This window comes from Longibacter salinarum, from assembly GCF_002554795.1.
Taxonomy (GTDB): Bacteria; Bacteroidota; Rhodothermia; order Rhodothermales; family Salinibacteraceae; genus Longibacter; species Longibacter salinarum.
The window spans coordinates 398,671-421,543 of the sequence record NZ_PDEQ01000002.1 but is presented as its reverse complement, the minus strand read 5'-3'; the positions used below and the strand labels follow the sequence as shown (position 1 = coordinate 421,543).

Annotated in this window: 18 protein-coding genes; 4 read left to right on the top strand and 14 right to left on the bottom strand. The window is 61.6% G+C overall.

Annotated features, from left to right (window positions below):
• Nucleotides 1–146: 146 nt before the first annotated feature.
• From CRI94_RS05200 to CRI94_RS05145, 12 genes are all read right to left on the bottom strand, one after another.
• The gene (locus CRI94_RS05200) at nucleotides 147–1,676 is read right to left on the bottom strand and encodes a leucyl aminopeptidase (RefSeq protein WP_098074603.1); all 1,530 of its coding nucleotides are present in this window, start codon (nucleotides 1,674–1,676) and stop codon (nucleotides 147–149) included.
• A gap of 42 nt (nucleotides 1,677–1,718) precedes the next feature.
• Nucleotides 1,719–2,792 (bottom strand): DHH family phosphoesterase, encoded by a 1,074-nt coding sequence (locus CRI94_RS05195; protein ID WP_098074602.1) that lies wholly within the window; start codon nucleotides 2,790–2,792, stop codon nucleotides 1,719–1,721.
• A 363-nt stretch (nucleotides 2,793–3,155) separates the two neighbouring features.
• Nucleotides 3,156–4,502 (bottom strand): argininosuccinate lyase, encoded by a 1,347-nt coding sequence (gene argH, locus CRI94_RS05190; protein ID WP_098074601.1) that lies wholly within the window; start codon nucleotides 4,500–4,502, stop codon nucleotides 3,156–3,158.
• Nucleotides 4,503–4,553: 51 nt separating this feature from the next.
• Nucleotides 4,554–5,687 (bottom strand): M20/M25/M40 family metallo-hydrolase, encoded by a 1,134-nt coding sequence (locus CRI94_RS05185; RefSeq protein ID WP_098074600.1) that lies wholly within the window; start codon nucleotides 5,685–5,687, stop codon nucleotides 4,554–4,556.
• A 47-nt stretch (nucleotides 5,688–5,734) separates the two neighbouring features.
• A complete protein-coding gene (gene argB, locus CRI94_RS05180) occupies nucleotides 5,735–6,553 on the bottom strand; it encodes an acetylglutamate kinase (protein ID WP_098074599.1) in 819 nt (272 codons plus the stop codon).
• Nucleotides 6,554–6,604: 51 nt separating this feature from the next.
• Nucleotides 6,605–7,699 (bottom strand): N-acetylornithine carbamoyltransferase, encoded by a 1,095-nt coding sequence (locus CRI94_RS05175; RefSeq protein ID WP_098074598.1) that lies wholly within the window; start codon nucleotides 7,697–7,699, stop codon nucleotides 6,605–6,607.
• Nucleotides 7,700–7,753: 54 nt separating this feature from the next.
• Nucleotides 7,754–8,938, bottom strand: a complete 1,185-nt coding sequence (locus tag CRI94_RS05170; RefSeq protein ID WP_098074844.1) for an aspartate aminotransferase family protein — start codon at nucleotides 8,936–8,938, stop codon at nucleotides 7,754–7,756.
• Between the two features lie 50 nt (nucleotides 8,939–8,988).
• On the bottom strand, nucleotides 8,989–10,038 hold the full coding sequence (gene argC / locus CRI94_RS05165) for an N-acetyl-gamma-glutamyl-phosphate reductase (protein WP_245846080.1): 1,050 nt from the start codon (nucleotides 10,036–10,038) through the stop codon (nucleotides 8,989–8,991).
• Nucleotides 10,039–10,091: 53 nt separating this feature from the next.
• A complete protein-coding gene (locus CRI94_RS05160; RefSeq protein WP_098074597.1) occupies nucleotides 10,092–11,216 on the bottom strand; it encodes a hypothetical protein in 1,125 nt (374 codons plus the stop codon).
• 54 nt (nucleotides 11,217–11,270) lie between these two features.
• Nucleotides 11,271–12,539, bottom strand: a complete 1,269-nt coding sequence (gene argG / locus CRI94_RS05155; protein ID WP_098074596.1) for an argininosuccinate synthase — start codon at nucleotides 12,537–12,539, stop codon at nucleotides 11,271–11,273.
• Between the two features lie 376 nt (nucleotides 12,540–12,915).
• The gene (locus CRI94_RS05150; RefSeq protein WP_098074595.1) at nucleotides 12,916–13,440 is read right to left on the bottom strand and encodes a hypothetical protein; all 525 of its coding nucleotides are present in this window, start codon (nucleotides 13,438–13,440) and stop codon (nucleotides 12,916–12,918) included.
• 132 nt (nucleotides 13,441–13,572) lie between these two features.
• Nucleotides 13,573–14,982 carry an NAD(P)/FAD-dependent oxidoreductase gene (locus CRI94_RS05145; protein WP_098074594.1) on the bottom strand — a complete coding sequence of 470 codons (1,410 nt, stop codon included), beginning with the start codon at nucleotides 14,980–14,982 and terminating at the stop codon, nucleotides 13,573–13,575.
• A 386-nt stretch (nucleotides 14,983–15,368) separates the two neighbouring features.
• On the opposite strand from CRI94_RS05145, the gene CRI94_RS05140 reads away from it, so the two are divergent.
• Together CRI94_RS05140 and CRI94_RS05135 are read left to right on the top strand one after the other, a co-directional pair.
• A complete protein-coding gene (locus tag CRI94_RS05140) occupies nucleotides 15,369–16,979 on the top strand; it encodes an alpha-amylase family glycosyl hydrolase (RefSeq protein WP_098074593.1) in 1,611 nt (536 codons plus the stop codon).
• Between the two features lie 46 nt (nucleotides 16,980–17,025).
• A complete protein-coding gene (locus CRI94_RS05135) occupies nucleotides 17,026–18,492 on the top strand; it encodes a serine/threonine protein kinase (RefSeq protein WP_143815307.1) in 1,467 nt (488 codons plus the stop codon).
• A gap of 87 nt (nucleotides 18,493–18,579) precedes the next feature.
• Here CRI94_RS05135 and CRI94_RS05130 read toward each other — a convergent pair whose 3' ends face one another.
• Nucleotides 18,580–19,830 (bottom strand): D-alanine--D-alanine ligase family protein, encoded by a 1,251-nt coding sequence (locus CRI94_RS05130; protein WP_098074591.1) that lies wholly within the window; start codon nucleotides 19,828–19,830, stop codon nucleotides 18,580–18,582.
• A gap of 345 nt (nucleotides 19,831–20,175) precedes the next feature.
• Between CRI94_RS05130 and CRI94_RS05125 the strand changes: the two genes are divergently transcribed.
• Nucleotides 20,176–20,877 carry a metallophosphoesterase family protein gene (locus CRI94_RS05125; protein WP_179862170.1) on the top strand — a complete coding sequence of 234 codons (702 nt, stop codon included), beginning with the start codon at nucleotides 20,176–20,178 and terminating at the stop codon, nucleotides 20,875–20,877.
• A gap of 31 nt (nucleotides 20,878–20,908) precedes the next feature.
• Here CRI94_RS05125 and CRI94_RS05120 read toward each other — a convergent pair whose 3' ends face one another.
• Nucleotides 20,909–22,204, bottom strand: a complete 1,296-nt coding sequence (locus CRI94_RS05120) for a dihydroorotase (RefSeq protein ID WP_098074589.1) — start codon at nucleotides 22,202–22,204, stop codon at nucleotides 20,909–20,911.
• 305 nt (nucleotides 22,205–22,509) lie between these two features.
• On the opposite strand from CRI94_RS05120, the gene CRI94_RS05115 reads away from it, so the two are divergent.
• On the top strand, nucleotides 22,510–22,842 hold the full coding sequence (locus CRI94_RS05115; protein WP_245846079.1) for a carboxymuconolactone decarboxylase family protein: 333 nt from the start codon (nucleotides 22,510–22,512) through the stop codon (nucleotides 22,840–22,842).
• Nucleotides 22,843–22,873 lie beyond the last annotated feature (31 nt).

The following is a 22,873-nucleotide window of genomic DNA, read 5'->3' as shown; positions in this document are numbered from 1 at the left end:
AGACCGATGCCGGTCGCCGAGCAGAGAGCAGGATCACTCAGAGCTGCGCGGGCGGATATGTCGTGCAAGCGCCGTGCCCACCCGATCGTAGCCCAATGTATGCCCGATAACGCATACGATTTGCATGGCGCGGTAGAATTGAACCGTCAGCCGCGCGTCGTCGCGTATTGTTCGAGGTACGATAGCAGCAAGCGGACGCCGAATCCGGTCCCTCCCACAGGGCGGTACGATTTCGCGGAAGAAAGAAATGCAGGACCGGCAAGGTCGATGTGCATCCAGGGGTAGTCGACAAAGTGCTCAAGGAATTTTCCTGCCGTGATGCATCCTGCTTCCCGGCCGCCGACGTTCTTGATATCGGCAACGGAAGATTCCAGTTGCTTTTTATAGGACGCGTACATCGGTAGTGGATGGACCCGTTCGCCGCTCCGCTCTCCCGCGCGCTGTATGGCGTAGAGATGCTCGGCCGAACCGTCGGTTTCGCTGGTCATGACCGCTGCAGCCTCGCCCCCCAGAGCAACGACTTGCGCTCCGGTCAAGGTGGCAAGATCGATCACGAGTTCAGGGTCGAATCGTTTCGCGTATGAGAGTCCGTCCGCAAGCAAGAGACGACCCTCCGCGTCGGTATTCAGGACCTCGACGCTCGTTCCAGAATGCATCGTGATCACGTCGCCCGGGACATAAGCATTCTCTCCGGGACGGTTATCGGTCGCCGGGATTAAGCCAATCACGTGCAGCTGCACATCTAGATCGGCGAGTGCTTCGAAGGCTCCCACGACCGCTGCTGCGCCGGCCATATCGGACTTCATGAGGTCCATCGAGCCTTTCGTGTCCTTGAGCGAGAGCCCGCCCGTATCGAATACGACTCCTTTGCCGACGAGGACGACTGGTTTCTCGTTCGTCGCGTCATCGGGTTTGTGTTCGAGAACGGAGAACGTTGGCGGCTCGATCGAACCGAGATTGACGGCCAGCAGCCCCCCGAAGCCTTCCTTCTGGATGCGCTCGAGGTCCCAGATCTCAACGCTGTATCCGTGTTCCTCGCCGGACGCCGCAATCCGATCGGCGAAAAGCGGCGCGGTCTTGTCGTTCGGGGAGAGGTTGACCAGGTCGCGAGCAAAACAGGTCGCATCGGCCAGATGCACGCCACGCGTCGCCCCCTGCTGAACGCTGTCCGCATCGTCCGTCGATGACACGTGAAACGTTAAATTTGAAATGCTCGGTGCCTTCTCGTCATCGGTCTTGTACTGCGTGAACCGGTACGAGCCAAGCGTGAAGCCTTCTGCCATCGCCTGCGCGGCCCGAAACTCAGAAAAGGCGGGGGCTGCCTTGGCATCTCCAAACACGTGCGGAAGCAGGACCGCAACCCTTTCGGCTTTCAGGCTCTGTGCCTCAGCGGCTCCTGCTGCCGCAGCCTGACGGAGCGTCTCCGTCACCTCGTCTTCGTCGGCCACAGCATCCCCGGTCCCGATGAACACGACGCGACCCGCCGCCACATCGGCGTAAACCCGGAGAGATTCTCCTGCCTTCCCGTCAAAGTCATCCGCGGCGCGGCGTGCGGCCTGTCCCAGATGAGATTCCAGTTCGCTCAGCACCTCGTCGGATCGCTCCGACGGAAGAGGAACCAGAAGAAGGTCAGCAGATAATTCGGCCGGAGAATCAGTCGCGACGGTAACGGTCATGCGAACGGGTCGGGTGCGTGAGAGAGTATGTCGAAACAGCGGCTACTTATCGCCAGACCGGGCCTTCATCATGGTTTCCAGGTAGGACGCGTCTTCCGCTGACAGGCCATCGCCGAGATTGTGGGGCGGATCGATATCGATGTACCGATCGGCCACGTCCATCACGTCTTCGATGACGTCCTCAAACGACGGACGCTTGACGTATGCGCCGGATGCGTTTCGGTGCCCCCCTCCGTCGAAGGCGCGCGCCCACTCATCGACGCGCGTGTCGGCCTCAGATCGGAAGCTTATCTTCGCCCCATCGCTTACCTCAGAGAAGAGAAGAGCCGCCTTCACGCCGTCGATCGACAAGATATAGTTGACAAAGCCGTCCTTGTCGTCCCAGCTTGCTCCCGTGTCATCCACCATCCGCTGCGTCACGACGGAGTAGGCAACTTGCCCGTTGTGGCGCGTGCGAATCCGATTGAGCATCCGACCGAGCAGGCGCAGCCCCGGCATTGACTTCCGGTCGAAAATATTCTCGTGGATCGGTGCGGGTTCGATCTCTCCGCGCTCCAGAATGTCAGCGATCATGCGGTGCAGGTCGGGCGTGACGTGACTGTAGCGGAACGAACCGGTGTCCGTCATGATCGCTGTGTACAACGCCGTGGCGATATCCGCGTCGATGAGCGACGGGTCCAGCGCATCAATAATTTCGTAGACCAACGACCCCGTTGCTGCTGCCGTGTTGCGGACAAACGGCACATCGAACCACTTCTCCGGCTCCATGTGGTGATCGATCAGCACCTTGACGGCGTCGGTCTTCCGAACGGTCGACCCGAGATGTCCCAGCCGATCTTCATCATTGGTGTCGAGCACGAACGCGACATCCGCCTCGAGAATCGCTTCTCGTTGAGACAGCGCCCCGTCGTATACCTCCACCTTCTCCGAGCCCGGAAGCCAATCAAGGTTGTACGGTGGGGAATCGCTGTTAATCATCGCGACCTGCTTCCCCATTTTCTCGAGAAAGAGACCGAGCGCGATCTGCGATCCCAATGCATCGCCGTCCGGGCGGATGTGGGTGATGATAAAGAACCGGTCGTGCTCACGGATGAGCGGAAGGATTTCGTTGACCATGCGTCGCCTCCGACACACAAATGAAAGGGCTGGCAAAAGAATGCATCCAGAGAGCAGCGCGGACTCGACATCGGCCCGCACTGGCGGGGCAATGTGTCGAAACCGTGGTCACTCACAGGGGACGCAAAGCTACTCCCGTGCAAAGACCTCTGCAGGTAATAGCTTTTCCGTTACGCAGCAGCTTTACAGTCGGTTCGCCTGCGGCAACACCCACCCGCGGGTTCAACGAAACTTTCTCCTCACGTTGAAACGCTGGCGATCCGATAGAGGCCCATGAATTTACCGGCGCACGGCCGTGCGCCGCTGTCACGGGAAGGCTTCTGCGCTCGCGCCCCCCATTCCGACCTTTACACTTTCATACCTTCACCCTTTCCCACTTTCAACCCTTTCCAGCCATTCCTGCTGGTCCAGCATCACCCGCACAACCTGCGGCCGCTCCCGCCCCAGGGAGCCGGGTGTCGCGTACGTCGCCAGCACGTCCGCGGGGTCGAGCGAGGCCGCTCCGTTCAGATCGACCGCCGCCTCCCGGTACGCCGTCCGGAACGAGACGCCCTCCGCGACCTGCTCCAGCGCACGGTGCGTTGCCATAAGGTCCGGCGTACACGCGGCTTCGGTTCGCTCCCTCTGGAACGTCACGCCCTCGACCACGGCGGTAACAGCATCGAGGACGTCCCGGCTCTGCTGCAAACTCCGCATCAGCGCGCCCTTCGTGCGCTGCAAATCACGGTGGTACCCGCCCGGCAGGTTCGCCGGCTGCACAGCCAGGCTCTGCAGTTCGCCCACGAGCCCCGCGTATGCCCCTCGCGACAGCTCCAGCACGTCCGGATTCTTCTTCTGCGGCATGATGCTCGACCCGGTGCAGTGCGCATCCGGAAGATCGACGAAGCCAAACTCGCTCGTCGCGTACAGGATGAGGTCCGACGCCAGTCGGTTGACGGTGCCGATCATCTGGACGAGGGCGTGAACCACTGCCATCTCGTGCTTCCCCCGGCTCAGCTGCACACTCGTCACGTGCGTCTGCACAGCGCGAAAGCCGAGGCGCTCGGCCACCTCTTCGCGCGGCAGGTCCAGATGCGGGACACCGTAGCCCGCCGCGCTTCCCAGCGGCGAGACGTTAACCTGTTCGCGTACGTGCCGCAACCCGTCGAGATCACTCACCAGCGTCTCAGCATAACCGAGCGCCCACAGCGCCACGGTCGACGGCATGGCGCGCTGCAGGTGCGTGTAGCCGGGCATCAGCGTATCCGGATGCCTCTCCGCCAGACCGCACAGCGCGTCCACCAGTCCCCCGACCTGCCGACCGATGTGCTGGATCGCATCCTGAAGGTACAGCCGGAGGGCCGCGAGCACCTGATCGTTTCGGGAGCGCCCCGCGTGAATCTTTTCCCCGACGCTGCCGAGCCTCTCCGTCAGTTCGTTTTCGATGACGGTGTGGCTGTCCTCGTCCGAAGGGGTGACGGTGATCGTGCCGGACTCAAACGCGGCCATCACGTCGTCGAGTGCGTCTTCGACATCAGCGTACTCCTTCTCCGATAGAACACCGATTTTCTTGAGCCCCCAGATGTGACCGCGCGTCGCCGTGACGTCATACGGCAGCAGCACACGATCCCACAGATAGTCGTCTCCCACGGTGAAGCGCATGACCCAGTCGTCGGGCGCGGTCGTCGCGGTAGCAGCATCGGTCGTGGACTTTTCCCACAGATTCGGCATGGTATGCGGTGCAGTAAAGAGGTTGGGACGCGGTTCGGCGGGGCAGTTGAGCTACGCTGCAGTCCGCTCGAAATACGTGCGGGCGAGATTGAGGTAGAGTCGCTGCGCGCTGTGGACATCCGACACGCGGATTCGCTCGTCCGCGGTGTGCGAACGGTTGCTGTCGCCCGGCCCCAGCTTGACGGCGGGAAGGTCTTGGACGAAGATCCAGTCGGAGGCGGTAGGCGACCCGAATGGGACGACCGCTTCTCCGTGCAGCGCCGAGGAGGCGTCGATCGCCACTTGCCGGATCGGAGCGTTCTCCGGCGTGGCGCACGGCACGAAACGGTTGCTGTAGACCTCGACCTCGACGCCGTCATACGGCTGCAGCGCCGACCGCACCCTGTCGATAATCTCCGTGTGCGTGTAAGCCGGTGTTGTACGGATGTCGACAGCAAACACGCAGTGCTCGGGAACGGCATTTCTCGCACTCCCGCCCTCGATCGTGGTCACGGTAACCGTCGGGGCGCCGAGATGAGGATCTTCCTTCTCCAGAATGAGCTGCTCGATCTCCTGAACCGCTGTTGCCGCTCGCGTGATTGCGTTGACGCCGAGGTGCGGCCGCCCGGCGTGAGCGGATGTCCCGTGCGCGTGGATTTTCAAAATGAGCAGGCCCTTCTGCGCCACGCACGGAATGAGGCCCGTCGGTTCGCCGATAACCACCGCGGCCGGCTCCGGCACGTCGGGGCGAATATCCTGGAGTCCGTTGTACATCCCTCCGCCCTCCTCGCAGGCCGTGAGTGCAACCATGAGTTGCCCATTTGCTGGCATCGATCCGGAGGAAGCCGCCTCTAGAAGAGCGGACATCATCGCTGCTCCGCTTGCCTTCGCGTCGACGCTGCCGCGCCCGAAGAGCCATCCGTCCTTCACCACCGGATCGAACGGCGCGTAGTGGTGCCCGTCGGACGGCGGCACCACGTCGAGGTGCGAGTTGAGAAGCAAGACGTTCTCCCCCTCGCCAACCGAAAGCACTACGTTGTCGTCTTTTCGCCAGACATCAACTCCGGCACTGCGCCCGACGTGCTCGATCAAGTCCGCAGCCGGGCCTTCCTCCCCGCTGAGCGAGGGAATGGCTATCAATGAGCGGAGCAGGTCGACGGGATCGGTCTGCTGATCCGTCGAAGATGGAACGGTGGGAAGAGGCATTGTCAGGTGAAATCAAGCGGGAAGGAGTGGCGTACCGAAATGGGGTTTCAAGCAACGACCTGAGTTGCATGCGAGCGGGCCAGAAGGTCGTTCGCGGCGCAGATAAATGCTTCCCGGACACCGCTGTCGAGAGCAGCGAGGGCGGTTTCAACTTTCACGCGCATGCCGCCCTCGATCCAGCCTTCCGCGATGCCCGTCGCCACCATGTCGGCGTCGCAGGTGTCGAGGTGTGTTTCCGCTGACTCGGCCTCGCGCCGGACGCCACCGGATGCTGTCACCAGAAGCAGCTTCGACGCCCCGAGCGCTGCGGCGATGTTCTGCGCGACGGTGTCCGCATTGACGTTGTAAACCTGACCGGCGTCATCGATACCGAGCGGAGCCACGACGGGCACGCGGCCAGACGCCACGAGATGATGCAGGACGTCGGGATCGACCCCGACGACATCGCCCACCCAGCCGAAGTCTACCTGCTCCCCGTCCACCGTCCAGGCCGGACGCTTCTCCACCTGAAGCATCGAGTCGTCGGCGCCGGAGAGGCCGACCGCACGCAGGCCGTGCTGCTTCGCGGCGGCGACCAGCTGGGTGTTGATTTTCCCGCAGAGCGCCCACTGCACGATGTCGAGGTCGAGGTCGGTGGTCACGCGACGCCCCTGCACCACCGTCGGCGTATGTCCCAGCCGTTCGGCGAGCGCCGTGGCCTGCTTTCCCCCGCCGTGCACGAGCACGAGCGGTCCGCTGTCCGCGAGATTTGCGACGGAACGCCAGAATGCGTCCAGGTCTGCCGGCTGATCCAGCAGGGTGCCGCTAATCTTTACGACGGTCACTCCGGCCTCCGAGGGGGAGGAATCTGAGTCATCTGCCTTCATGGTCACAACGTTCTATGGGGAAGAAAAACGCTCTCATCGCTCCGGCACGTGTCAGCAGTCGAACACGTGCTCCAGGAGCGCCTGCTGTGCGTGAAGACGATATTCCGCCTGATCGATGTGCATCGCCTGCGGCCCATCGAGCACGGCATCATCGACCACCACGTTGCGACGCACCGGCAGGCAGTGCATGAACCGACCGTTTCGCGTGGATGCCATGTGCTCGGCCGTGACCCGCCAGTCTGACAGCGACGTGCGGAGCGATGCCTCTTTCTCCGGGTCCGTGTAGGTCATCGGTCCGCCCCACGCTTTCGCGTAGACGACATCGGCTCCTTCGATCGCGGCGTCCATATCGCTACTCTCCATGACACTACCGCCGTGCGTTTCGGCGAGGGTCGATGCCGTGTCCATCACGGAGGACTCCAGCACATGGGAATCCGGCCGCGCGACCGTGACGTGCATGCCGGACCGCGCCGCAGCGAGGAGAGCCGAGTTCGGCACCGCCATCGGCAAGGCCTTCGGATGATGCGTCCAGGTGAGCACAAATTTCTTCCCGGCGGCCTTTCCGTCGAAGTGATCGGCCATCACGGCGGCGTCGGCGAGCGCCTGACACGGATGATGCATCGCGGACTCGAGGTTAATCACGGGCACCGTCGCGGCGTCGGCGATTTCCTTCATCATCACGTCGGCAACGTCCTTCTCATGATCCGTCCCCGAGGCAAACACCCGCACGCCGAGGGCATCCACATAGCGCGATAGCACGGCGAACGCATCGCGCACGTGCTCGGCCTCCACGCCGTCCATGACGACGCCGTCGCCGAAGGCCAGCTGCCAGGCGTCCTGTCCCGGCGTCAGCGTTGTGACGTTGGCCCCGAGGCGCTGGGCCGCGAGCTCCATCGACGTCCGCGTGCGTAGCGACGGATTCAGGAAAACCAGCCCGAGACTTTTCCCGCTCGCAATCGGCTTGCTCGGGACCCCTGCTTTCTTGTAGATGATCGCCGAATCGATGACATGGCGCCAGGTCGCATCGTCGAGGTCGCCGATGCTGAGGACATGTCGCTGCTTCTTGCTCTCGTGTAGCGAGTGAATGGTTGCAGGTGCCTCTTTGGAAAAGGCGGACGAATGGGACAATGCAGTGGAGGGAGTCATTTTGATCGTTCGATCGGAACGTGAAGAAGACCGGGGTCGCTTGACGAAGGGCGCTCAGGCGACCTCCAGATCGGCGACGGTGTCGAGGGCAGCGGTGAGGGCCGAGGCGAAGACCTCGATCTCGGCATCCGTCGTCGTGAGCGGCGGCATGAGACGCATCACGTGCGGGTCTACCGACCCTCCCACGAGAACACCGTGGTCGCGAAGGGCCTCGATCACCGGCGCGACCGGCTGATCCAGCTTGAGGCCGATCAAACAGCCTTTCCCTCGCAGCTCCGCGACGGATGAACCGAGCGCGTCGGCCAGACGGGAGTGGATCTCTTCGGCGCGCGACATCAGACGCTCGTCGACGATTTGATCCAGCGTGGCCTTCACGGCTGCCATCGCCAGCATTCCACCGCCGAACGTCGAACCCTGATCGCCGGACTCGACTGTCTCGGCGATGTCGTCATGCACGAGCACCGCACTGACCGGCACGCCGGCTCCCAGGCTCTTCGCCATGGTAATCAGGTCGGGGGTGATGCCATAGTGCTCGCTGATCGAGAACGTCCCGGTGCGACCGACGCCCGTCTGCACCTCGTCCAGAATCAGCATCGTGCCGTGCTCCGTGCACAGCTCGCGAAGCTCCTGCATGAAGGAAGTAGAGGCCATGCGCATGCCGGCGATGCTCTGGATGGCCTCGAGAATGACGGCCGCGATCTCTCCCGACGCGAGGAGATCGGCGATCGCATCGATATCGCCGTACGGTGCGAAGTGCGTCTCCGGCAGCACGTCGAGGTACGGCTCGCGGTACATAGACTTGTGGGTCGTCGCGAGCGCGCCGAGGGTTCGACCATGAAAGCCCCCGCTGATCGCCACGGCACCGGAGCGACCGGTGTATTTGCGCGCAAGCTTCAGGGCCGTCTCGTTTGCTTCCGAGCCGGAGTTGGCGAAAAAGACGTTGCCGAGTCCGTCGGGCGCGAGTTCGACGACGGACTGAGCCGCCGCCGCCCGAATCGGGCTATGCGCGACGTTCGAGTAAAACAGGAGCTCGCCCGCCTGCTTCTGGATGGCCTTCACCACGCGTGGAGGACAGTGACCGAGGATGCAGACGCAGTGGCCTCCGTAGAAGTCGAGGTAGGCGTTTCCCTCCGTGTCGTACACGTAAGAACCGTCGCCTCGCACCAGCGCCATCGGCATCTTGCTGTAAGTCGGAATTTCGAGCGCCTGTTCGACGGCAATCGTTTCGTCAGTCGTCATGAGTTCGGTCATCAAAATGAGATCTTGGGGGCCATTCGCACGGTGCGAGTTCACCCTGCAGAGACGGCGAGTTTGTGGGACGGCATCGCGGACGGTGAGGCAAGCAAGCCGGCAGTTTCCGGGAGTCCCAGGAGCAGATTCAGGTTCTGAATCGCCTGGCTCGCCGCCCCCTTCAGCAGATTGTCCAGCGCAAACCCGACGACCAGTTTCTCGCCCAAAACATGCCATCCGATGTCCATGAACGGGGTGCCGACCACCGGCCGCAGTTCGGGCAACGAACCAGCGGAGAGGCGGACGCAGGGCGCATCCGCGTAGGCCGCGGCGAACCACTCAGACACCTCAGCTTCCGCAGTCGCCGCCGGCCATGAGAGGTGAATCGTGCCCCAGATGCCGCGCGTCCACGGTCCGCTGACCGGCACGAACGACAGGTCGATGTGCTCGCCAACCGACTGCTGCACTTCGGCCGTGTGCCGGTGCGAGAGGACGCTGTACGCTCGAACGTTTCCGTCGCGATCGGGAAAGTGCGTGGCAGCGGAGGGAGACGCGCCGGACCCCGACGCCCCAGTGCATGCGGTGACGTGAGCGCTAAGCTTCACGTTCTGCGCTGCGAGCGGAGCGAGAGCCAGCGCGAGACCGGTCGCGTAGCATCCGGGGTTCGCGATGAGTTTGGTTTCGGACGCGTACGGCGCGTTGAGCTCCGGGAGGCCGTAGACGAAGGCGTCGATCAGGTCCGGCGCGACGTGGGTTTCCTCGTACCACTCGGTGTACATGGCGGGCGAGCTCAACCGGAAGTCCGCGCTGAGGTCAACGATGGGACCGGCAAACCCGGACGCCAGGAGCTGCGGCACGAGATGCATTCCGCGACCGTGCTCGGCTGCCACCACCACAGCATCCACGTCGCTCAGGTCGAGATCTGTAGGATCGGAGAACGACAGATTCACCTGTCCTCGCAGCGCCGGGTGCGCCTGATATACCGGCTCACCGGCGTAGGTGCGACTCGTTATCGCCGCGAGGTCGAGGTTCGGATGGGAATGGAGAAGCTTCACGAGTTCACCGCCGACGTAACCGGCGCCGTGAAGGAGGGCAATGGAATGCGACATGGAGATCAAAAACGTGGGGGAGCGGAATGTCCTGTGCGCGGTGCGACCGGAGGTCACGCTGCATCCTGGGCAACGTGCGCCGACCCGGCTACCACCGGGCTCGCGGCACCGTCGAGCGTGGCGCGGACGGCAGCAGTCAGCTTGTTCGGTTGCTGAAGGGCGTTCATGGCGGAAATGCCCAGCTGCGTCTGGATATAGCGGCGGCCGACGGCGTTATCAGTCACCGGACCTGTTATCGCCGTAATCGGCGCCCGGTAGCGCTCGAAGAACATGCGCTCTGCCGCCCACGCCCCGGCGAGATCCGTCGCGGCGACGACGTGTGCAGCCGTGTGATGCTGGAGTTCGCGATCCGAGAGCAGATCGTCGACGCCGTAGTATCCGATAAAACCGTCCCCCAACTCGAGCACGATGACGTCGGGCGCCGCCTGATTCAGGTGATGGACGATCCCCTTCGCCACCGGCGCCATGTCTCCCTTCGTCGAGCAGACGACCCCGGCATCGGTGAACGTGGCGACATTCGTCGCGCCGTGCGACTTCATCTTCCGCACATCTCGCATGAGCGAGGCGCCGGTCAGCTTCGCCGCCGCCACCGAGTAGCCGCTCTCCGTCAGGCCCTGCACGAGACGGCACGCGGCCATCGTCTTGCCGGTGTTCATCGCTGTTCCGCTGACCATCACCAGCGGCACCGAGTCCGTCAGCGTGTGCTTCGGCTCCAGTGCACCGTCCTGGATGCGGGCATGGACCGTTCGGTCGTTTCGGTGAACCACCGGGGCACCGAGCACCTCCACCCGCAGCGCCGGACCGAGATCGGGCAGCGCGGAGGCACAGTGCCCGATGATGCCACCCAGGTTGAGCACGTGCAGCGTGTCTCCCGCCTCCACATGCCGGGGAATCTCACCACTGTAGCCTTTCAGCGCCTGCCGCTCGCCGAGCACGCCGATGATGACGTCACCCTTTCGGATCGTTCGGAAGCTTCCGTCACAGCACTCGACCTGGTTGTAGTGCGTTTTTTCTTCCAGCGCCCGAACCGCCACGGTGTAACCGGCTTCGGCGACGACGTAGGGCGAGATTTCGATGTCGGGGCCAAGCTGGCATCGAGCTGTGCTGGAGGCAATCAGGTCCGGCTGAATGGAGGTTGTGCTGGTACGGGCAGCGTCGTTCATCGCGTGGAGGGGCATAACGGGAAAAGTCAGGCGTCGGGGAGGTATCAGTGCGGGCGGGCGGCTTCGAACCTATCGCGGCTCGGCCTTTGCGAGCGGCGCCAGCGCCCCGTCGCCACCCGAGGGCGATGTGGAAGACGAGTGGACCTCCGCCGCCAATAGCGACTGAACCCCGGCAAGTCGGGTGAACCCCTCCGCGTCGCGCCCATCCCAGAGCGCATTTTCCTCCCCGTACGTGGCGAGGGAGGCGTTGAAGAGCGAGTTCGAACTATCCGCCCCGAGGACGCGGGCAACGCCTTTGTAGAGTTCCAGAGTCACCGTCCCGTCGACGGTCTCTTGCGACGATGTGAGATGCGCCTCGATGTCGCGCATGACCGGATCGAAGTACTGCGCTTCGTGCAAAAGCATCCCGTAGAACTGCGCGAGCTCATCTTTCTTGACCTGCTGCCACTTCGAGAGCACGAGTTTCTCCAGCTCCCGGTGGGCGGTGATGAGGATCTCCGCGGCGGGTGCTTCGAATCCGACCCGCCCTTTGATGCCGAGAATGGTGTCGCCGACGTGGATGTCCCGCCCGACCCCGTGCTGACCTCCCACCTCGTTCAGATGCTCAACGAGCGAGACGCCGTCCATCGCTTCTCCATTGACGGCGACGGGCAACCCCTTCTCGAAAGAAATCTTCAGTGTGAGTGGCTCGTCCGGCGCGTCTTTCGGTGCCGTGGTGTCGGGATAGGCGCTGTCGGGTAGCGGTCCGTGCGTCGTGAGCGTCTCCGCCCCACCCACGGTCGTGCCCCAGAGCCCCCGGTTGATGGAATAGTCGGTCGTCGAGGAGGGAACGTCGAATCCCCGTTCCTCCAGGTAGGCCGTGGAAGCTTCCCGGGTGAGCCCGAGAGACCGAACGGGAGCGAGCACGTCGAGCTCTTTCCCCAGCATCGCCCGGCTCAGGATCTGCGTGGCGACGTCAAACCGGACCTGGTCGTTGCCGGCGCCGGTGGAGCCGTGCGCGATGGCGGTGGCACCGAGTTCAGCGGCGGCCTGCACCATCACCCGTGCCTGAACGACCCGCTCGGGTCCCACGCACAGAGGGTAGACGCCCCCGCGCTTGACATTGCCCTGAATGAGATAAGAGAGGTGATCCTCGTAGAGCGCCGCCTTACCATCGACAAGGGAGTGACTCGCTGCGCCGAGGTCTTCTGCACGCTGTACAATCGCCTCTGCATCGCCCGGTCGCAGCCCGCCGGTGTCCACCGTGACCGTGTGGACCGGCGTATCGTACGTTTCCTTCAGATATGGGACGCAGAAGGACGTGTCGAGTCCTCCGCTGAATGCGAGAATGATAGACATGAGAGCGTGCGGTTGCGTGGCGAGCGACAAGAAGGCCTGAGGAGCGCGAAACCTATAGGAGCCACACAAACGCAAAACGGCGTCGGCTCCTGTCGGAACCAACGCCTGTCTCAAAGAGGGAAGGGCGTTCCCTGGTCAGTACGTTTTGCTAACGTTTATGCCATGGTGCCCAGCGCGTCGATTCCGTCCATACGGGTGCGAATACGTCGCTCACGTCGAGCGCGTCGTCGGGCACGGGTGGTATGGACGGTTTGGGTCGTCATGGTGCTTTTAACGGTACGGGGAACGGACGTGGTTTGTCAAGTGCCCGAGGACATAAAATGCTCACTTACTGCTTCTACGCCCGCAATCGCCGAATGACAGACCACTTCTTCACCTAATCTACCAGCAACTGCGTCGCGGTCCATTCACCTTCCGCACGAATCGAGTGCGTGTCCTCGGGTACGCCTTCGCGGGATCCCTCCATCGTCAGACTCAATTTTCCTCCAATTGCCTCCTCTCCGGTGTACGTCACCTGGATGGTTCCATTCCTTGCCTCAAAGGCCGCGTCCGGGGTTTCGAGAAACGCCATGGCTCCCGGTGGACCGCCGGGTCGTTCCACCTGCATGAGTTGCCACTCCACCACCTGATACGTCTTGCGACGAATCGGCCCCTTTTCCACATCGATCGAAAGGCCGCTTGTGGAATCGATCACGAGTTCGAACCCCGCAAGATCACCATCTACCAGTCGATAGCGAGCCTCCCCTGTAAAGGTCCGATCCATCGCCCCTTCGACTCGGACCTCGAATCGACCGGTGGGCACGTCCGGCGGGGTCCCTTTTCCATCATCACACCCCGTCCCAAACAACGCGAAACCAAGGGCGCAAACGAATGCAAACGGAATCAGGTCGCGGGTAAACATCTAAGCGGTCGTTCAAAAGGCGGGAGGCGAGCGATGGAATATAATCGCACGTCCTGGATGCGGAGTCGATCCCGTCGTGAATTCCCCATCCGCTGAATAGCCTCCGCAATACCAATAAGCCGATCCCGCCGTCTACGCCTCAACCTCCTTGAGCCGTTGTCGGATTTTCTGGTCGACTTCTTCGACCTCCAGGGGAATGTCGTCGTCAATCGGGACCATGTCGAGGATGAGACGGGCCGAGCGGCTGTACGTAAAGTAGTTGTAGCCCCAGTTGATGAAGGCGCTGAGTCGATTTCGAAAGCCGACCAGCTTGGCGATATGGATGAAGACCCAGATGACCCAGGCCAGAAAGCCTTTAAGCTTGATTCCACCGGGCAACTCGGCGACCGCTGCATTGCGCCCGATCGTCGCCATCTGTCCGAGGTCGGTGTAGGAAAACGCTTCCGTCTCGCGCTCCCGAATTCGGTTCAGAATCTGCCGCGCCGCGTGCCGTCCGGATTGCATGGCCACCTGCGCGAGCTGGGGATAGAATGAGTCGCTGTCCTCTTCATCTTTCATTGCCGCCATGTCGCCGACGGCAAATACGTTCGGTCGGTCGGCCACGCTCAGGTCTGGATTCACGATGAGCCGCCCGTCGCGCGCATGCGCTGCATCGACAAAGCCAGCAACCGGGCTGGCCTGAACGCCCGCTGCCCAGACGAGCGTCTGCGTCGGAATGCGCGTCCCGTCCTTGAGCATCACAGCTTTCTCTGTCACGCGGTCCACGACGGTACCCGTCCGCACCTCCACGCCGCGACGCTCCAGCACTTTTCGCGTGTACTGCCGCAGTGATGGCTCATACGGCGGTAGAAGGTGATCTTCCATTTCAAGCAGGATGCAGCGAGCGACCTCGCGCGTGTCGAATGACTGAAAATCCTCGTTCAGCGTATCGAAAAGTTCGACGAGCGCGCCCGCCATCTCCACGCCGGTCGGCCCTCCGCCCACAATGACAAAGTTGAGAGCCCCCTCCTCCACCGCGTTCGGATTACGGTCATACCGTTCGAACTGCCGCAAAACGTGATTGCGGAGGCTCACCGCATCCGGGACGTTCTTGAGCGGAAAACCGTGCTCCTTCACGCCATCAATGCCGAAGTCATTGCTCACCGCTCCCGCCGCCATCACGAGGTAATCGTAGGCAATCGGATCGGAACCGCGGATCTCGACCCTTTGCCCGTCCGCATCAATTCCGCAGACCGTGCCGAGCCGAAAGGTGACGTTGTCAGCGTCCTGGAAAATGTGACGCACGTTGTGCGCGATGTCGTCCGGCTCTAGCCCCGCCATCGCGACTTCATACAACAGAGGCTGGAATTTGTGGTAGTTGTTTCGATCGACGAGCGTGACGTCGCACTCCGTGTCGGTCAGCTCTTTCGCAACATCCAACCCAGCGAATCCCGCACCGATGACGACAACGTGCGGCCGGCCGGTGTCGCCCGTCAGCGAATGTTCAGCTCTCTGAACATCACCGTTCACGTCTGGCAGATCGCCGTTGACTGTATTATTCATGGCGCAGAGTCATTTAGAAGGAAGAAGCCGTAGCCACCCAAGTGCTTTCACCAGGAAGCTAGCGGCGTATGACATTCAACCGTAGAACGACACCATTGCCTCATGGAAATATGGACGGAATCGTAATTGTTCAGGCCGTGCATGTGGCGCATGCTACATCTTCACATGTGGGCCAACGGGAAATGTCGACCGAAAAAGGCCGCCTAGACTTCGCGGCTACGTCTTCGTGATACAGGGAATCTGCGTCGCGTTCGCCATTTCTCTCGTCGCACATGTCGTTGCACTGTCCACGTTTCGTGACGACAACCTCGGCCTCTTTTTCTCGACGCCGTTTCTTCGTACGTTCGTGACTTCCGTCCATCCTAACACCCGACCTCAGAGACCACATGTCCGACTGGTGGAGACACGGCATCGTGTACCAGGTCTACCCGCGCAGCTTTCAGGACACCAATGGTGATGGCGTCGGAGATCTGCCCGGGATTACCGACCGGCTTCCGTACCTCGCTCAGCTTGGCGTGGATGCTGTCTGGATTTCGCCCATCTATCTATCCCCGATGGCGGATTTTGGGTACGACGTTGCCGACTACACCGATGTCCACGAACTCTTCGGTACGCTGGACGACGCGGACCGCTTGATCGAGACGGCGCACGACCTTGGCCTGAAGGTGATTCTCGACTATGTCGTGAACCACAGCTCGGATCAACATCCGTGGTTTCAAGAGTCGCGCAGCTCACGGGACAACCCGAAGCGAGACTGGTACTTCTGGAAAGACCCCGGCCCGGACGGTGGTCCCCCGACGAACTGGGTGAGTCGCTTCGGAGGGGGGTCAGCCTGGGAGTTCGACGAACCAACCGGGCAGTACTACCTGCACACCTACCTTGCGGAACAGCCCGACCTGAACTGGGGCAACGAGGATCTCCGGAATGCCATGCTCGACGTGCTCCGCTTCTGGATGGATCGTGGAGTCGACGGGTTCCGCGTCGACGTGGCGTATCGGGCAAAAGTGGCTCCGCAGTGGCGAGACAATCCGCCAAACCCGGAATGGAAGCCGGGAATGGATCCGTATGAGAAACTGCAGGAGACGTATACCAAGAATCTCCCCGATGCGCACGTCGTCGGTCGCATGCTGCGGGACGTCGTGGACGAGTACGATGACCGCGTGTTGATCGGTGAAGTCACCCTTCCCGTGGATCGGCTAACCGCGTTCTACGGGGAGGACGCAAACGAATATCACCTCCCGTTCAATTTCAACCTGATCCACTCGGAATGGACGGCCGAAGCCGTGCAGCAGCACGTCGACGCATACGAGCGGCACGTGCCGGAATCGGGGTGGCCGAACTATGTGCTCGGCAATCACGACCAGCACCGACTGGCCGCTCGCGTCGGGCCGGGCCAGGCTCGCGTCGGATACATGCTCCTGCTCACGCTCCGGGGAACGCCAACCCTTTACTACGGCGATGAACTCGGCATGCTGGATGGACGCATCCCGCCGGGGATGATCCAAGACCCGTGGGAGCTCAAAACTCCAGATATCGGCCTTGGCCGCGATCCCGCACGTACCCCGATGCAGTGGTCTCCGGCGCTCCATGCCGGGTTTTGCCCGCCGGACGCCGAACCATGGCTGCCCGTCGGGCCCAAGGAGGACGTTGTCAACGTGGAGGTCCAGCGAGATCAACCCGCGTCGATGCTGTCACTGACGAAGCGTTTGATTCGGCTTCGGCGGAAGCATCCGGCGCTCCACGCGGGCAGCTACCGGTCCTTCGACGCTCCAGACGGTGTGTTTGCCTACGCTCGCAGTGCCTCAACCGACGATGCCGATCGGTTCGTCGTCGTTCTGAATTTTACAGGCGAAACCCGCACCTGGTCGTTAGCAGAAGGTGTGCATGGTAAAATCAAGGTCAGCACACGATATGGACGACAGGACGAGGCGGTAAGCGGCATCGTCCCGTTGCGCCCGGATGAAGGCGTCCTTATCTGTGTCGACCGGTCGGCCTGATTTCGCATCCATTTGCGCTCGCCTTTTTCCTCGCAAAACGTCCGCCATGTACGCCGTTGTCGCCGTTCCGCTCAACCGCCCGGAGGTGCGAGACTTTCTTCAGTCGGCTGCCGACCACGAGGAGGCTCGAGGTACGCTCGTCGAGGTGATCGGGCAGCGACCGACGCGCGACGCGATGGATGCCTGGGCCCGCTCGCTAGACGAGCTACCGACGCACGTAGCCCCCGAAGACGCCATCGGTCCGCTGCTATCGATTGATTCGCCGCATACCCATCTCCGTCGCGTTCCCACCGACCGGTTGATCCCATCTCATTTTCTGGACGATCCCGACTTTATTTCGCTCAATCTCGGCGGCTGGACACCGATTTACTTTGGTGTGGTCGGTGTTGGTGATTCAAACATGTTGGGCAGCGATGCTCCGGACCCGTTCCTTCAGCATGCCGAAACCCTTACGCGATACGGAAAGAACATCGCCGCATTCGGGGCAGAGCGCGAGCATGTGGTCGAGCGAGTCCAGGAGGAACTAGATGCGCCTCTTACGGCCATCATTGGAGGGATCGTTCGTCTGAACGCTCTCGACCGAGAGACGGGCTTTGCTCCCGAGCAGCAGATTCCTCTCCTGGTAGCCGCAATCGACGATAGACAATCACTTCGAACCGCCGACGGCATACCGATTCCGCAACCGCTCCTATGCGACGCGCTCCTGGACCGACTCGTGCGTGTCGAACAATCCCGGCGCGACGTGGCGGCGCGAGGGGACGAAGATGCCGTCGAACGACACGCCGTGCAGCAACAAAAATGGGCTGCCGAATATGACGTGCACATCATTCTCAAGGGAGAGTATGTCGCAGGACGTCACCGCCGCAGCACAATTTGCCTAGTCCCATCCCTTGGTATCGTCATCAAACAGCCTGGACCCGAGCCCTTCCACGACATCAACCTGGGGGCGCGCACCTATGATGGCAAGCCGGAGAACTGGCCGGTCCTTGAGAAAAACGGTGCCGTGGTGACGCCGCGCGGCCGGGTCCGTATCGTTCTTGAGGAAAACGTTGTGCCTCGCCTTCATGCCGCATTTAACCACGACGTTCGATTCTCCGCACTTCTGGGTTTTATCATCGAAGATCACGTGCCCGGCCCGACCCTTCAGGAGTACATCGAAAACGATTCGAGTCGTATGACCGAAGACCTCTACCGCCGCGTCTTAACCACACAGCACGTCTGCGAGGCTCTCGGGGTCAACAACCCGGACTGGCATTCTGCCAACTTCATCGTCAACGAGGAAACGGGCGACCTCATGCATATCGACTGGGGAGCTGCACGTCCGCTGCCTGAGGGCGACCGAACCGAGGCCGATCGCGATCAGCGCATCGAACAGGTTCGCAACTTCGCCTACTCCTTCCATGATGACGCGATCGCAGAACAGGTGCAGGACCTCCACGAAAAGATCACCAGCGCCCCCGAACATATGCGATCAATCCGCCAGTCCGCGGAGAATCTTGCAGCAAACGTGTGAAACGCTCTGCCTGGAATCCGACTCGGAAACGCTTCGGCCCGTCATTCCCCAGATTCGACGCACGTGATGGATACGATACTATGCCCGCTATTCCCCTTTCGCGCCCTTCAGACCTGAGAGACTACGCTCAGCCAGAAGGTTGACGTCATACGTCCGAACCCGACCATTTTTCTCCCGGTGTTGCTTCCGCGCAATCTGGATCATGCGGTCCATGAGCTCATCGAACGGCACGCCGGACGGATCCCAGAGGTAAAATGAGAACGAGCCGGGGATCGTGTTGATCTCGTTAAAGAACAGCTCGTCGGTCGCCTCGTCGATCATGAAGTCGATGCGTGCGACACCGGCACATTCGAACAGCCGGAAGATACGGATGGCGAGATCCTGAATCTCCTGCGTGCGCTCATCTGACAGATCCGCCGGAATGATGCGGTCGAGCGATGCCATGCCTTCCGGGCCGGGGCCGTCGACCTTGTCTCCGCCTTTTACCCCGCCATCATCCTCTCGCATGTACTTGTCCTGAAAGGTTAGCACCTCGTCGTCATCAGACGCGACGGGCTCCTCCAGCACGCTCGGCTCGACATGCGTTCCATCGCCCAAAAGCGAGCAGTTGATCTCTCGAAGCTCCTGCACGGCCCGTTCGACAACGACCTTATCGTCGTACCGAAACGCGTCCTCGATCGCCGCATCCAGCTGTTCGCGATCTTCTGCCCGCATGATCCCGATCGACGACCCTCCGCGCGCCGGCTTCACAATCGCCGGATAGCCGACCTCCTTCTCGCACCGGTCCAGCCCGTCCTCCTCCCGGTGGGCCCACTCGTGCTCGTAAAATGCTACAAAGTCCACAACCGGGATGCCCACTTCTTGACACAGGTGCTTCGAGAGCACTTTGTCCATGCCGATCGCCGAACCGAAGATTCCGCTTCCGGTGTACGGTACATTAAACGTCTCGCACAGTCCCTGCACTCCGCCGTTCTCACCGGCGCCGCCGTGGAGGCCGGGAAGAACGACATCAATCGAGAATCGGCGTGGGGGCCGCGTCAAATGCGATAACGCCCCTCCGTCCCGGACTTCTACACATTCGAGCGTGCCATGTGGACCCGGAAAAAGAGCCAGCGGGATCGCTGTTTCGCGCAGTTCATCGATATCCCGGTACGCCTCGACATCGAGCAAGTGGTCGCCGGTGTACCACATACCGTCCTTCGCGATGTAAAGCGGAACGGGCTCGTACTTCGAACGGTCGAGCGCCGCTGCGGCCTGCAATGCTGAAATGATGGAGACTTCGTGCTCGGGGGCGACGCCTCCAAGGACGACACCTACCGTAAGAGCCGTATCGGACATACACTATTAGGTTTGAGACGACATTTTGAACCAGCGTGCGCGTTCGGTTGATAACCGGAAACACGTCGGCAGGAAAGAGGTGATACGGCCATGTCTTCCACATTGGACAAAGCCGTCCGCGTACACGTCTTCACGTGCGCGATGGAAAATACGCGATCATAATAAGCGACACCGGAGGACAAACTCGAACGCGCTGGCGTCGTGCAACGCACGAATGGGTCTAGCAATCCCGTTGAAAACGCATGTCGACGCAGCGAGTCGTCTGGTTTTACCTTTCGGACTCCCGTAGATTGCACATCTGATTCCGCATCATCCATCCGTTCTACTCCCCAGTTCGTCCCGCCTGTGCGTCTAGCCATCATCTCCGACATTCACTCGAACCTGGAAGCCCTGCAAACGGCGCTCCGGGCCATCGAGCGCGTCGGCGTCGACCGAATGTACTGTCTCGGTGATGTCGTCGGCTATAACGCCAACCCGGTCGAGTGCATGCATCTCGTCGCCGAGCACTGCGACGGTGTGGTGGTCGGCAACCACGACCTCGCAGTCGCTACGGGGGACGGCATCGAGCAGTTGCCACCGGACGCTCAGAAGGCAGCGCGGCATAATCAAGAGCTCCTCAGTGATACACACAGGGAGGAAATTCTGTCGTGGCCGGATGAAATTGTTGAGCACGACTGCACCTTCGTCCACGCCACACCGGACGAACCCCGAGCGTGGAAGCGCATCAATTCGTTTCCCGCAGCAAAGCGCCAGTTCGAGCACTTCGACACACCTGTGTGTTTCGTCGGCCACACCCACGTCCCGAGCGTCGTGTCGGACCGTCTCGGCGTACTGAAAGTTCGGCCCGGACACCGGTTCATGATCAACCCAGGCAGCATCGGGCAACCGCGAGACAACAATCCGAAGCTCAGCTTTGCGCTGTTCGACACGGCGTCGATGCAGTACCGGAACGTCCGGTTGGACTACGACATGGAGACGACGGCACGCAAGCTACAGGCCGCCGGGCTTCCAGATCGCCTAGCCCACCGACTCCTCGAAGGCGCGTAAAGCGGAAAGCGCGGAAGGCAACGGGCGCAGCTTATTTCTCGCGCGTCGCCGGCACCCACTGGCCTTTGCTGTAAATGCCGAAGGCCCGGCCGATCAGTTCCTCGCCAACAAACGGCGTATTCCGGCTCTTCGACCGGATGTCCGTCTCTTCGAAGGTCCAGCGCGTCGACGCGTCGAAAATTGTCAGTTCGGCCGTAGCGCCTTCCTCCATCACAGGCAGCGGCAGATTCATAATCTCTCGAGGTGTCACAGTAAGCTTGCGCACGGCCTCCGCGACGGAGAGATGTCCCGGCTCCACCAGCTCGCGAACGGTAAGTCCCCACGCCGTCTCCAGACCGAGAATCCCGAACGGTGCGGCATTGAACTCGACGTCCTTCTCGTGCGGGGCGTGGGGCGCGTGATCGGTGCAAATTGCGTCGATCGTTCCGTCGACGAGCCCCTCGATGATCGCGTCCACGTCTGCGGCACTGCGTAGCGGCGGATGCATCTTCGTGTGCGTGGAAAAGCCGGTGGTCTCGACCGCCTCGTCGGTAAGCGTGAAGTGGTGCGGGCAAACCTCGCTCGTAATGTTTACGCCGCGAGCTTTCGCCTCCCGCACAAGCGCCACGCCCCGGGCCGTGGAAATGTGGGCAACGTGAACGTGTCCGCCGGTGGCCGCCGCAATCTCGATGTCCCGAGCGATCATGACGTCTTCACTCAGCGCCGGGATGCCGCTCACGCCGAGACGGGCCGAGACTTCGCCTTCGTGCATGTGACCCTCCGGGTTGAGCGTAAGCTCCTCCATGTGGTTGATGATCGGCGCGTTCAGCATCGAGCTGTACTCAAGCGCCCGTCGCATCAATCCCGCATGTTGAACCGGCGACCCGTCGTCGCTGAACGCGACCGCGCCTCCTTCCTGGAGGTCGGCCATCTCTGCGAGCTCCACGCCCTCCCGCTCCTTCGAGACCGTCGCGATCGGGTGAACGTGAACCGGCGTGTCTTCAGCGCGCTCGAGCACGAACTCCACGACATCCCGCGTGTGGATCGGTGGGTTCGTGTTCGGCATGCAGGCCACCGATGTGAATCCGCCGAAGGCTGCCGCCCGTGCGCCGGTCGCAACGGTTTCCTTGTGCTCGTATCCGGGCTCACGGAAGTGAACATGCATGTCCATCCACCCGGGCGAAATCATCTTCCCGGATGCGTCGACAACCGTGACATCAACGTCCGCGTCGAGCGATGCACCGATCTTCTCGATTCGCCCGTCGCGGATGAGAATATCAGCCTGTCGCGTCTCCCCGTTTTCCGGGTTGAGAATGGTACCGTGACGGATCAGCAGGTCGGCGGGCATGCTGGAATCGATGCATAGAGGAAAGGGGCAGGAGTCCGGCCGCGATTTTACTGCGGCCACTCATAACGTAGAGATGAACCGTTGGAGGGTCAACGACTCACTGCGCGAAGACCTGTTGGATTCGGACGGCACTCATAAAGCAAACCCTTCTTTCGGCCTTATCCCCCCGTCTTCTAACGTGTTCGGTGATGGCACCAGCGCATATCGTACCTACTACTTGCCGATACGCTGCGTAACGTCATCGGAGTTAGCATCACAGTGACATGTAGCAGGCGGAAGAATTCTCGCCCGACGTGACCCTAGACATGACTGAACTCCCTTTTCCGATGAGTAGCACACCCTCAGCACCAACCGCCGATGCCTCGTCCGTCCGAGAGAGTGCGCGTCAAGCGCTCGGCATGGTTCCTAACTTGATCACAGAGATAAGCAACCACAACCCGACAGTCGCCCGCGCCTGTCTGGAGGCCGGCCAGACACTCGGCAACGGCCTGCTCACGGATGCCGAGGAGAACGACTTCTCCGAGCTCGGAATTGATCGCGACGTGCTCTACGAAATCGTCGGATTGATCGGCCTCAAGACCATCAGCAACTACATCAATCACATTGCAGGAACGGAGATTGACGAAGCCTTCCGGTAGAATCCACGATGGTTGCGCTTCAGTTGACAAG